12 protein-coding genes are annotated in these 12,903 nt (G+C 39.1%); 11 read left to right on the top strand and 1 reads right to left on the bottom strand.

What is annotated here, in order from left to right:
* Positions 1 to 11: 11 nt before the first annotated feature.
* Positions 12 to 2,642: a glycoside hydrolase family 65 protein gene (locus RU93_RS01690; protein WP_071873889.1), complete on the bottom strand. Its 2,631-nt coding sequence runs from the start codon at positions 2,640 to 2,642 to the stop codon at positions 12 to 14.
* 176 nt (positions 2,643 to 2,818) lie between these two features.
* On the opposite strand from RU93_RS01690, the gene treP reads away from it, so the two are divergent.
* From treP to pepV, 11 genes are all read left to right on the top strand, one after another.
* Entirely contained in the window at positions 2,819 to 4,792 is a 1,974-nt protein-coding gene (gene treP / locus RU93_RS01685) for a PTS system trehalose-specific EIIBC component (RefSeq protein WP_071873888.1), read from the top strand.
* 282 nt (positions 4,793 to 5,074) lie between these two features.
* On the top strand, positions 5,075 to 5,947 hold the full coding sequence (comGA, locus tag RU93_RS01680; RefSeq protein WP_071874119.1) for a competence type IV pilus ATPase ComGA: 873 nt from the start codon (positions 5,075 to 5,077) through the stop codon (positions 5,945 to 5,947).
* Positions 5,944 to 6,951, top strand: a complete 1,008-nt coding sequence (comGB, locus tag RU93_RS01675; RefSeq protein ID WP_071873887.1) for a competence type IV pilus assembly protein ComGB — start codon at positions 5,944 to 5,946, stop codon at positions 6,949 to 6,951. Before comGA ends, comGB begins: the two co-directional genes overlap by 4 nt.
* The gene (comGC, locus tag RU93_RS01670) at positions 6,948 to 7,229 is read left to right on the top strand and encodes a competence type IV pilus major pilin ComGC (RefSeq protein WP_071873886.1); all 282 of its coding nucleotides are present in this window, start codon (positions 6,948 to 6,950) and stop codon (positions 7,227 to 7,229) included. Before comGB ends, comGC begins: the two co-directional genes overlap by 4 nt.
* Entirely contained in the window at positions 7,207 to 7,677 is a 471-nt protein-coding gene (gene comGD, locus RU93_RS01665; RefSeq protein WP_169818075.1) for a competence type IV pilus minor pilin ComGD, read from the top strand. The genes comGC and comGD overlap by 23 nt, the downstream gene beginning before the upstream one ends.
* The gene (locus RU93_RS01660) at positions 7,649 to 7,981 is read left to right on the top strand and encodes a hypothetical protein (RefSeq protein ID WP_071873884.1); all 333 of its coding nucleotides are present in this window, start codon (positions 7,649 to 7,651) and stop codon (positions 7,979 to 7,981) included. Before comGD ends, RU93_RS01660 begins: the two co-directional genes overlap by 29 nt.
* Positions 7,929 to 8,420: a competence type IV pilus minor pilin ComGF gene (gene comGF / locus RU93_RS01655; protein ID WP_071873883.1), complete on the top strand. Its 492-nt coding sequence runs from the start codon at positions 7,929 to 7,931 to the stop codon at positions 8,418 to 8,420. The genes RU93_RS01660 and comGF overlap by 53 nt, the downstream gene beginning before the upstream one ends.
* Complete coding sequence (comGG, locus tag RU93_RS01650) at positions 8,386 to 8,856, top strand: competence type IV pilus minor pilin ComGG (RefSeq protein WP_071873882.1); 471 nt, start codon at positions 8,386 to 8,388, stop codon at positions 8,854 to 8,856. Before comGF ends, comGG begins: the two co-directional genes overlap by 35 nt.
* A 173-nt stretch (positions 8,857 to 9,029) precedes the next feature.
* Positions 9,030 to 10,037 (top strand): class I SAM-dependent methyltransferase, encoded by a 1,008-nt coding sequence (locus tag RU93_RS01645; protein WP_071873881.1) that lies wholly within the window; start codon positions 9,030 to 9,032, stop codon positions 10,035 to 10,037.
* 71 nt (positions 10,038 to 10,108) lie between these two features.
* Positions 10,109 to 11,293 carry an acetate/propionate family kinase gene (locus RU93_RS01640; protein ID WP_071873880.1) on the top strand — a complete coding sequence of 395 codons (1,185 nt, stop codon included), beginning with the start codon at positions 10,109 to 10,111 and terminating at the stop codon, positions 11,291 to 11,293.
* A gap of 133 nt (positions 11,294 to 11,426) precedes the next feature.
* Complete coding sequence (gene pepV, locus RU93_RS01635) at positions 11,427 to 12,836, top strand: dipeptidase PepV (RefSeq protein WP_071873879.1); 1,410 nt, start codon at positions 11,427 to 11,429, stop codon at positions 12,834 to 12,836.
* The last annotated feature ends 67 nt before the right edge of the window (positions 12,837 to 12,903 follow it).

Here is a 12,903-nt window from a genome sequence, read left to right as displayed (position 1 = left end):
GAGAACGTGCTTCAATAGTGTACTATTTTGGTCAGCTGTTTTTGTAGAAAGACTGTTTGTTCAAAAAGGGCGATTTCACAATCATGACTGCTGGTAATCTCGAGGTAATTGCTCGTCAGACAGACATGAAAATCAATTTTTCGCCAAGTGAAATTGAAACGTAACATTTCCCAATGCTCGGGTAAGCGAGGACGGAACGTAACGGTTCCTTGACGCAAATCTAAACCCGCAAAGGTGCTTAAGGGAATCCATAAAGTAGCAGCCATTACGCCGGCGTGAATGCCTTCTGCCGTGGTTCCTCCTTGAATGTCATGATAATCAGAGGATAATGCTTCTTGGAATAAGCGCCAAGTGAGTACATCATCTTTCACAATGGCGGCGAGTTGGGCATGCACGATCCGAGAAAGCGTCGAACCATGTGTCGTACGCGCGAGATAATACGCTAAATTTTGCTCAACGTAATCTTCCGGAAGTGTGTAATTTAAATCTGTTAAAATATGATCGACTTGCTTCTTGGAAAGATTATAAAAAATCATTAACGTATCCGCCTGTTTGGCCACTTGGTAATCATCGGCAGATAACCCTTCTGCATTTAAAAGGCGATCCATACGATAAATATTCGAATATTTTGCTTGATAGGCTGCCCAATCTAATTCTTTTAACTTAAAATACCCTTCAAACTGCGCAATAATGCCATCCTCATTGATTTCCAGGTAGAGCTGATGCTTGATTTCTTTCATTTTTTGAAGAAAGTTTTTAGGAGCATTGATTTTGCTTAATTGTTCGTCGAGGATCTTAGCATCGAAAGTATTGGTTAAGGTTTCGATAGTTTCAAAGAGCCAGACAACCATCATATTGGTATACGCATTATTTTTGAGCCCGCCTTTTTGCGCAGAGGGATATTTTTCGTGGAATTCATCCGGTCCCATGACATTTTCGATTGAATAGCGCTGATGGTTGGGATCAAATCGTGCGATGCTTTGCCAAAAATGGGCAATTTCTAACAGCATTTCAAGCCCATATTCGTGCATGAAGGGAGCATCATGTGTTTGATTCCAGTATTGCCAAATATTGTAAGCAACCGCTAGTGAGACGTGGCGTTGTAAGCGACTGTTATCTTCTTTCCATTGGCCGCTAACAGGATTCAAATGAATTTTTTGGGATTGCTCAGACCCATCCAATCCGGATTGCCAAGGATACATAGCACCCGCATAACCCGCTTCTTGGGCATTGCGTTTGGCTTGAGCTAAACGACGGTAACGATAGAGAAGTAATTCTTTGGCAGTTTCAGGGAAATGAAGGAAATAAAAGGGCAGAATAAATAATTCATCCCAAAAAATATGTCCGCGATAAGCTTCACCATGTAAGCCGCGAGCCGTGACACTGGCATCCAATCCTTGATTACCGTTGGGTGAAGCCGAAGTTAGCAAGTGATAAGTATGCAAATTTAGGAGTTTTTGCGACATTAAATCGCCTTGAACGACGATTTGGGCTTTATCCCAGAGTAATTGCCAAGCTTTGACGGATTCGCTAAAAGCCTCATCGAACGTTGGGAAATGCTCTTTCCATTGGAAAGAAGGCACCTCATCTTCTTTGCGATACTGAGAAATATCGATGACTTTCTCAAAGGTGTATGACTGTCCTTTAATCGCCGAAACGGGCAGGATTTGGTGCAATTGGTCCGCTGATTGTTCAATTACGAGTTGCTCAAGTGCAACATCGTGGCTTCGTAAGATTCCTTGTTGGACAATCGTACGTTTTGATTGCGTGGTTTGAGCACTGATTCTAAAAGCAGCATGATTGGCTTCTAGCGCTAATATTTGCAGGTGGTGCTTGGTTAATTTACGGTAGCGCGCGACGTTGTAATTGTATACATCGCCGTCTATTTCCGAAACAAACGAAATGTCGCCTGAAAAGTTTAGGGGTTTAAACGTATAGCGAAGGTGAACTTGCTGAACAGCAGCCATACTGACAAAACGCTGTGTGTGAACGGCGATTTGTTTGCCATCCGGAAAAGAGAAAGTGGCCCAGCTTTGGAAGAGACCTGTTTTCAAATCGAGTTCTCTCGTCATTGAAAGCAACTGATGAGGAGCAAAATCGACGGCTTGTCCGTCAATCAAAAGGGTCATTTTTTGTGCGTTAGGAATATTGACAAAGTCTTCATTCGTGATCACTTCTGATTCTACGAGAGACTCGACCGTATTATAAAGTCCAGCCAGATACGTTCCTGGATAACAATCGTCACTGATGTTCATTTCAGGAGTGGTGCCTCGGATTGCCAGATAGCCATTGCCAACAGTTAACAATGATTCGATGGAATATTCATCTATCCCTGGATAATAGCCTTCATAAGTCAGTTTCCAAGGGAGTTCTTGACATTGTTGTTGCCATCCTTCTTTCGTACTGACGACGAAAGGCCGGTTTAAGGTTTCAGTCAAATAAGCATCCAGTGCAACTTTCTTGTGTTGATGTTCAAAGAATACCTTCTCTAAAAAATACCCACCCATTACTTGTTTTTTTTCTAACCAGCTTTGTAAACGCGTAACCTGTAAGAAATCGAATGTCTCAAACAGTTTACTTTCACCACTACTTAAAGCAGCTTCCCATTGCGTTTTAATTCTTGAGAGTCTTAAATACACCATGCGTTAACGGCTCCTTTCATCTTGTCTATACAAGTATGATAAATGAAAATGTAAGGGAATACAAGTAGAAGGGGTAGTTCGATAAAAAATAAATAAAAACGCTTGCAAAAAAAATCAAATACCGCTATGATAAAACTGTACTAAACATGTATATACAATTTAGGAGGAGAGAGGATATGGGGAAATATCAAGCAGATGTCGAAAAGCTCTTGGAATTTGTTGGTGGAAAAGAAAATATTGCAGCAGTCACTCATTGTGCGACAAGAATGCGGTTTGTGTTAAATGATCCTTCAAAAGCAAATGAAAAAGCGATTGAAGAGCTCCAAAGTGTCAAAGGAATGTTTACGAACGCGGGGCAATTTCAAGTTATTATTGGGAATGATGTCTCGACTTTTTACAATGAATTCACGGCCGTTTCTGGTATTGAAGGTGTCTCTAAAGAACAAACGAAGAATTTAGCGAAACAAAATCAAAATGCGTTTCAAAGAGCAATCGCTGTCTTAGCTGAAATTTTTACGCCAATTATTCCAGCAATTATTGTGGGTGGACTTATTTTAGGTTTTCGAAATGTCTTAGGTGAAATTAATTTTGATGGAGCCACGTTGGCATCGCGTTCGGTTTTTTGGAATGGGGTCAATGACTTCTTATGGTTACCAGGTGAAGCGATTTTTCACTTTTTACCCGTTGGAATTACTTGGAGTATCACTCGTAAAATGGGGACAACCCAAATTTTAGGTATTATTCTCGGAATTACACTCGTCTCTCCTCAATTATTAAATGCTTATTCTGTCGGAACAACCGCTGCAGCAGATATTCCGTTTTGGGATTTCGGCTTCTTTCAAATGGATAAAATTGGTTATCAAGCGCAAGTGATTCCAGCGATGTTAGCAGGTTTCTTACTTGCCTATTTAGAAATATTTTTTAGAAAGCGTATTCCAGAAGCAATCTCAATGATTTTTGTACCATTATTTGCCTTGCTACCGACGATTTTAGTCGCGCATGCTGTTTTAGGACCAGTTGGTTGGTGGTTAGGAGATTTGATTTCTAAAGTGGTAAATGCGGGGTTAACTTCTTCCTTTAGTTGGCTATTTAGTTTCGTCTTCGGCATGCTCTATTCTCCACTAGTGATTACGGGGTTACATCATATGACGAATGCGATTGATATGCAGTTGATTGCCACGTATGATACGACAAACTTATGGCCGATGATTGCTTTATCGAATATCGCTCAAGGCTCAGCGGTGTTGGCTATTATTTTCTTACACCGTGGCAACAAAAAAGAAGAACAAGTATCGGTTCCGTCGATGATTTCAGCCTATTTAGGTGTAACGGAACCCGCGATGTTTGGGATTAATTTAAAATATGTGTATCCTTTTGTAGCCGCAATGATTGGTTCAGGTACAGCGGCGATGTTCAACAATATTATGGGTGTTCGAGCAAATGCGATCGGTGTTGGTGGCTTGCCAGGGATTTTGGCCATTAATGGAACAGAAGGTGGCGGTTGGTTATCCTTCGCAATTGCCATGGCGATTGCAGTCGTTGTGCCAATCTTCTTAACGATTTTCTTTGAAAAACAAGGCATTTTTAATAAAGAAGCGCAAGTCGCAACGAGTGGTGCGTCTACGGAAGCTTCGGTTCCAGTTGAACAATCAGTGGCAGAGTTAACCACGAATGCTGAAAAAAATATTCGAAAAGAATTATTATTTTCTCCCGGAAATGGAAACATCATTGCCTTAGACGAGGTACCAGATCCTGTCTTCTCCAAAAAAATAATGGGCGAAGGTTTTGCATTACAACCAACGGACGGCAAGATTTATGCGCCGGTGACAGGTGAAGTGATTAGTATTTTTGAAACGCAACATGCGATAGGTATTTTAACACCACTTGGAGCCGAAATCTTAATTCATATGGGGTTGGATACCGTTGAGTTAAAAGGGACGCCGTTTACGGTAAAAGTTCAAGTGGGCGACCAAGTAACACCAGAAACACTTTTAGCCGAAATGGATTTGGCGAAGGTCAAAGCGGCAGGAAAGAAAACCGATGTCGTTGTCGTCATGACAAATAGTGAAAAAATGGATCATTTTATCTTAACGAAACAAGGAGACCTGAAAACCAAAACGCCAATTGGGGAATTCTTTATTTATCAGTAAAGCTACCAACGTGCTAGGCGTTAGCTATTAAAAACTGAATAAACGACTATTAAAAAGCCAGAAAAGGATTGTCATCCGATTTTTGGCTTTTTGTCGTTCATAGGGAAGGGATATTTGCGAGCCATCATCGAACGAAGAGGAAAAGTAATTTGCCTCTTTTTTTATTTCTTCAAAAAATAAGACGCTTCGTTTGCGTAAATTTATCGATGAAGGGAGGATAAAGATGTGGTACGAATTGAAACGATCTCAGATGAACTAATTACTTATGGTGTTGAACAACGCATGCAAGACTTATACATTTATTTTTTAAATGAAAGTGTCGCGGTTTATTATCGGAAAGACCATCAAATGATTCCTTTTAATAATGAGTTGAGTGTCGAGACCGCCCAAAAATTGATTGCACGCTTTAAATATTTAGGTGAAATGGATGTCGGAGAGAAGAGAAAAGCCCAACTTGGTGCAATCACGTATCCCTTGAATCAAGGCGAGCAACGTCTCAGGTTATCAACGGTAGGCGATTATCGAGGAAAAGAAAGTTTAGTTGTCCGTTTTTTACATCAGATTGAAGAGCAACAATTAGGCTATTTTTATCCCACAGACGTCGAAGTCATCTATGAAAATATGAAGCAAAAAATGGGACTCTATTTATTTAGTGGTCCAACTGGTTCAGGGAAAACAACTTTTATGTACTATTTAGCGCAACAAATGAAAGGCCAAGTGATTACCATTGAAGATCCAGTTGAAATTGAAGCACCTCATTTTTTGCAACTTCAAACGAATGACAAAATTCATCAAACCTATGATCAATTAATTAAGTTATCGTTACGTCATCGCCCGGACGTCTTAATCATAGGGGAAATACGCGATGAATTAACGGCTAAAGCGGCTATTCGGGCGGCATTAACGGGACATAAAGTCTTTGCGACCATTCATGCAAAAGGAGTCGAGGAAACAAAAAGCCGGATCATCGACTTAGTTGGAAGTAGTACAGAGTTAGAAAATTGTTTAATGGGTGTCATCTACCAGCAACTCTTTTTTACGCGCGACGCTCAAAGTAAAGCGTTGTTGGCGTATGAATTTTTTATGACAGAATGCGTGAGTGAGCCTTGGGAAGTTCGCTATCAACGGATTAAAAGCGAGTGCGAAATCATATGAAAAAAGGGTTGAGAGTAAGGTACCAATTTTTAGAAATGTTTGTTTTACTCCTCGAAAATGGTTTTAGTATTCAAGAAAGTCTGCACGTGATGATTCGCAGTCAATCGTTCTCACAAGAGTTATTGACGATCATGACGGAAGCCCTGAGTACCGGTAAATCTTTAGCGGAATGTTTTGATTTAATGGGCTTTACGACCCAAGAAGTGATGCAAATTCAACTAGCAGAAGTCCATGGCAACTTAGTCGAAGCATTACAAAATATCTCGCAACAGTTAACGATCATGAATCAACAAACCGCAGAATTAAAAAAAATCATTAGTTACCCGATCGTTTTACTCGTGTTTTCTTCCGGGATGCTTTTAAGCATGCGTTATATTTTATTACCGCAACTCTTAGCATCAGATATGGTACAAGCCGATCATTGGGGAATTTGGGTGATGCGTTATAGTCCCATTATTCTAGGGATAGGGCTTCTAGGGATGATTCTAGTCGCACTCATCATTCAATGGTATTTTAAAAGAAAATCGATTTTAGCAAAAGCGCGATTCATCAGTCGACTGCCTTTTGTAGGCTCCTTCTATACGCTATATCAAACAAGTTATTTTTCTTTAGAGTGGGGCAAATTATTCAAAGAAGGATTTGAAATGAAGCAAATACTCAGCATCTTAGTGTTATTACCCAATCAAACCTTAATGGTCGCACTAGCCCAAGAAATCAATCAAGGCTTACAAGAAGGGATTTTACTCACGGATCAGTTATCCCATTATTCTTTTTTAACCCCGGAGTTTTCACTGATTGTCTTTCAAGGAGAAATCAAAGGAAGATTAGGGGACGAATTGTTAATCTATCAACAATTATTGATGAAAAAAATCGTTGCAAAAATGGAACAAACCATTCGTTTAATTCAACCAATCGTTTTTGTGTTGATTGCTGTAGTGATTGTGGCCATTTATGTGGCAATGTTCTTACCAATTTATGGAAATATCGGAGGGATGTTAGAATGAAAAAGAAATTACATGCTGGGTTCACTTTAGTGGAAATGATGATTGTTTTATTGATCATTAGTGTCCTTGTGTTGTTATTTATTCCAAATTTAGCGCAAGAAAAAGATACTGTGTTGGATAAAGGCAATCACGCAATTGTAGAGTCAATGAAAACCCAAATTGAATTACAAGAGTTCTCTACCGGAAAGCCAGTCACAGAAGAATACATCAAGGATAACCTCATTAAAGGGGATACCAAAAAGCAAGACCTCTATAATGAATACATCAAAGGGAAATAACATGCATAAGAAATACGACGGTTATACCGTAATTGAGATGCTACTCGTCTTGTTACTCGTTAGTCTTTTTGCCAGTGTCTCGATTGTGTTTGTGCCACGAGTGCAAGAAAGAGTAACCGTGTATCAATTTCTGAATCAATTTGAAAAAAATATCTTATTAACGCAGCAATCTTCCCTTTTTTCAGATGAATTTACCGAATTTTATCGAGAAGCAGAAGGAGAACGCCGCTTGGTATTTGACTTAGATCACGAATACCGAATCATCTTACCGATTCCCCCTGTATTAAAAGTCAGTGACTTTCCACTCATTCGATTTAGTAAAGACACAGGGAATATGGGGATTTCGCGGAAAATTCTCTTTACTTGGAAAAATGAGCAAATAGAAGTGCTCTATTCCTTTTTGTTTGGGAAAGGACATTATGAAAAACAAATTTCACCGACGAAGTAATCGACACGATGGTGTGGTCTTTCTTGAAAGTTTGCTTGCCTTTGCCGTGATCTCATTTGCCGTGATTTACTTTTATCAAGGGAGTCTTCAGTTTCTAATGATGAGTGAACAGCAACAACGAGAGCTGCAACAATACCGTGTCTTGTATGAAGAAATCTCAAAGGCGCGCAACACACAGCAAAAATCAGGTGCGTATTCATTAACACGTGGAGGAAAGTATCAAATAAATTATCAATTGGAGACGTTATTTTATGTCGAAAGTACCGAAGAAAACCAGCACATCCGAATTGAACACTTCCCCTAAATATGCTGGCTTCACCTTATTAGAGTGTTTGGCCACTTTAAGTATGCTTAGTTTGATCTTTTTAATGTTATCAGGTGTATTTACGCAAAGCCAGGAAATCAATCGACGGATTCAGGGGCGGCAAGAATTGGAGTGGCATGTTTTTTTAGTCCAATTAGAAAATCAGTTTACTTTAGGAACATTCAAAAGTGTTGGAAAAAGCGAACTGATTTTCAATCGAACAAAGTTACATGAAGGCAAGCAAGTGACGTTTGCGATTAAACGAAGCCAAGACAAACAAGCGGTTTATTTAAGTGATAATGGCGGAGTGGAGCCTTTACTGACGCAAGTTACAAATCTTATCTTTGAACGACAAGGGGAAACGATTTTATTTACAATTACTTTTACAAATGGAGAGATAAAAAGTGGTCAATGGACAATCCCGCAAGTATCAAGGTAGTGTATTTATCTTAGCCATTTTAACGATTAGCTTGCTAAGTCTCTTGTTTTTATCAATGGCCCAAAACGCACGAATTACAACGCTGTTTACCGGAAGAAGCAAGCGGTACTATGAAATGGCCATCATGAAAGAACTTTTTTTAGCAGAGTATGTCGCAACTCCACCAGCACAACGTGCGTCTTCAGGAGAAATCTTTTATAGTACAGGCAGCGTCAGTTATGTCTATCAAGCACCCTATTTACTCATGACTGCCTCCACGTCAGACTATCAGAAAAAGTTTGAGGTAGTGATTGAAGAAGTTGACGGACAAGACGAGACAGAAGAGACTGTCGAAAGTAAACAGATTACAAGCAAGAATGATACAGAAGACCCTCGTTTAATTCAAAAGATGCAAGCCCCTTCGTTAGACGAAAATCATACGACAAATCGTAAATGAGAAAGAGAAAGAAGAGTCATCTTACTTTATAAAGACTCTATTTTCTCTTTTTTTGCTGATAAAAAAGAGAAAATAAAATTGATAGGTACAAGCGGTTGATTATTTGTGAAAAATCAGCTAAAATTAAACAGGAATATAAGTTGTTATAGTGATTAATTGAAATGAGGTGTCTTATGTCAGTGGAAAAGGTTGAAACAAGCTTTCATCTGAATTTTGAAGCCATTGAATTGTTACAGAAGGCCTTACAAACTTCTTTTTTTGATGCCTATCTCGAGCAAGTTGAAAACCTGTTAGATGACTATCAGATTCAAGTGCTTGAAGGAACGCCAGATGAACCAACCGTTCAAAGACTCCAAGAAATATATCAAGTATTAAAAGAACAAAAGCTAGAAGCAGAAGAAATCCGTAAACTTGCGCAGTTGTTGCTCTTAAAAGGGACGCAAAAAGAACCCGTACAAGCCAACCATCAACTGACGCCAGATAGTATCGGTTTTTTATTTGTCTATTTAATTGAGCAATTCTATTCAAATAAGAAAGAACCCCTAACGATTTTTGATCCGAGCGTAGGGACTGGCAATTTGTTACAAACCTTATTAACGAATTTAGCGCTCTCTGGTTATGATGTTACCGGTATTGGGATTGATAATGATGAAGTGTTAATTGCCATCGCGGCGGCAACAAGTCAATGGATTCAAACAGACGCGAAATTTTATCATCAAGATGCGTTACAGCAATCATTTGATACGCAAGTTGATGTGGTGGTCGGTGACTTACCAGTGGGGTATTATCCGATTGATTCAATTGCGGGATCCTTTGAAATGGTAGCCAAAACGGGTCATACGTATGCCCATCATCTCCTTTTAGAACAAGGAATGAAAAAGACAAAAGAAGATGGTATTGGGTTATTTTTACTGCCAAGTAATTTCTTAGAAAGTGATCAAAGTGATCGATTTAAAGAATGGCTCGGTAAGACGGCTTATTTACAAGGGATTATTCAATTGCCAGATGAGTTGTTTAAACACAAAGCATCACGAAAAAGTATTGTAATCTTACAAAATAAAGGTCCTAAAGCACAGCAAGCAAAAGAAATTCTGGTGGCTCAACTGACGACGTTGAAAGATCCACAAAAGATTAATCAATTTTTCCAACAAGTAGCGAAATGGAAAAAAGAAAATATTTAGTCTCGTTTAAAAAGCGTAAAATTATTTTTGCGGATTTAAAAATATAAAATGAATATTGAGGAGAACAAAACATGTCTAAAACTATTGCAATTAATGCTGGAAGTTCAAGTTTAAAATGGCAACTTTATGGGATGCCAGAAGAAACAGTTATCGCGAAAGGAATCGTTGAGCGTATCGGATTAAACGATTCAATCTTTACCATTAAGTATGGAGAAGGTCAAAAATTCGAACAAATTATTGATATTCCAGACCATGATGTTGCGGTTAAAATGTTATTAGATCAATTAATTGATTTAGGAATCTTAGCAACATATGACGAAATCACAGGTGTTGGTCACCGCGTGGTTCATGGTGGAGAATTCTACGATCGCTCAGTCGTAATTGATGACGAAGTGCTAAAAAATATCGAAGCTTTGGCAGATTTTGCGCCATTACATAATCCAGCGAACGCAATGGGAATTCGTGCATTTAAACATTTACTACCAAACATCATCAGCGTAGCCGTGTTTGACACAGCTTTCCATGCGACAATGCCAGAAGAAAACTACTTATACAGCTTGCCAAGAGAGTACTATGAAACGCTACGTGTCCGTAAATATGGTGCACACGGAACGAGTCATCGTTATGTTTCAGAACGTGCAGCTGAAATGTTAGGCAAACCACTTGCAGAAACAAAAATTATTACGTGTCATTTAGGAAATGGTGCTTCTATTACCGCTGTTGAAGGTGGAAAATCAATTGATACTTCAATGGGCTTCACGCCACTTGCTGGTGTCACAATGGGGACTCGTTCTGGCGATATCGATCCATCTGTTTTACCATATTTAATGGAGAAATTAGATATCGATATTAATGAAATGATTAATATTTTAAATAAAAAATCTGGTTTACTAGGATTATCAGGTATTTCAAGTGATATGCGTGATTTAGAAAACAACATGGATAAAGAAGAAGTTCGTGTAGCGTTAGATATTTTTGCGGATCGCATTCGCAAATACATCGGTAGCTACGTGACAGTGATGAACGGTGTCGATGCGATTGTCTTCACAGCAGGTATCGGAGAAAATGATTCTGCAACACGTGCTAACATCATGAGTAAATTAACATGGCTTGGTTGTGAATTAGACGCAGAGAAAAATAAAGAGCGTGGAGAAGAATTAGAAATCTCTACACCAGAGTCAACAGTCAAAGTCTTCTTAATTCCAACAGATGAAGAATTAGTGATTGCACGTGACGTGGAAGCTTTACGTCGTTAATTAAACAGATTAGTTAATCGTAGGACAAGCTTGTAAAAGTGACTGTCCTACGATTTTTTTCGATGGAAAATACCCACTTTTGAAAACAGAAGTGGTATGATAATAATAGAAACGATCATTTGGAGGGAAAAAGATGACAGTGAATTGGCAACAAGAAGTCGATCAACGCAAAGAAGCGTTATTAGATGATTTAGTAGAACTTTTAAAAGTGAAAAGCGAACGTGAAGACGATAAAATAACGGCAGATGCGCCATTTGGTCCGGGTCCTCGTGATGCTTTATTACACATGTTAAGTTATGGCGAGCGCGATGGGTTTGTCGTAAAAAACGTAGATAATTATGCTGGTCATATTGAATACGGTGAAGGCGAAGAGATTTTAGGGATTTTTGGTCACATGGATGTTGTGCCAGCAGGTGATGGTTGGGATACTGATCCCTATGTTCCAGTGATTAAAGATAATAAAATTTATGCTCGAGGTTCTTCAGATGATAAAGGACCTAGTATGGCTGCCTATTACGGGCTAAAAATTATTAAAGAACTTGGCTTACCAGTGTCGAAAAAAATTCGTTTTGTCGTGGGTTCCGATGAAGAGAGCACTTGGAAAGACATGGATTATTATTTTGAACATGAAGAAATGCCAGACTTTGGTTTTGCACCGGATGCAGAATTCCCAATTATTAATGGCGAAAAAGGTAATATCTCTGTCGCACCTCAATTTGCTAGTACAAATGGTGGATCTTACGAGTTAAAAACGTTTAAAGCGGGCTTAAGACCAAATATGGTTCCCCAAGATGTAACAGCTGTTGTAACGGCTCCTTCTGTTGAAAAAGCAGAATCCTTAAAAGAAGCTTATCATGCTTATTTAGAAAAATCAGGTGTTTCTGGTACAGCGGAACTAAATGATACAGTCGTTTCATTTAAATTAATCGGAAAAAGTGCCCATGGTGCGAGTCCACAAGCTGGCGTCAATGCTGCAACGTATTTAGCTACTTTCTTAAATGAATTTGATTTTGGTGGCGGCGCAAAAAATTACCTGACAGTAGCTGCTCATATTCACTTAGATGTTTATGGCGAAAAATTAGGGGTTGCTTATGAAGATGAAAAAATGGGCAAACTGACAATGAATGCGGGATTATTTGAATTTGTAGCAGGAGAAGAAGGGGCCTATATCAACTTTAACTTCCGTTACCCGCAAGGAACCGGGAAAGAACAATTAGCTGCTGGAATCACGGATTCAATTGGTCAATATGTGACAACCCTAAAAGTGGATGAAAAACATTCAGGTCCCCACTATGTGCCAGTAGAAGATCCCCTCGTTGCAACGTTATTAGCTGTTTATGAAGAGCATACCGGCGAAAAAGGATACGAACAAATTATCGGTGGTGGAACATATGGCCGTTTATTAAAACGCGGTGTCGCTTTTGGCGCAATGTTCCCAGGTTTTACAGATACCATGCATCAAGCCAATGAGTTTATGAGTCTTGATGATTTATTCCGTGCAGCAGTTATCTACGCTGACGCGATTTATCGTTTAGCAAAGTAAGATTTCCTTAAACGTAAAAAAGACTGCCCTTCACTTTGAAGCGACCCCCAAAAGTTAGACCAAAAAT

The organism is Enterococcus aquimarinus (assembly GCF_001885765.1).
GTDB classification, from domain to species: Bacteria; Bacillota; Bacilli; order Lactobacillales; family Enterococcaceae; genus Enterococcus_I; species Enterococcus_I aquimarinus.
Note: the sequence above shows the minus strand (reverse complement) of the source record. Positions and strands in the feature narration are given on the sequence as shown.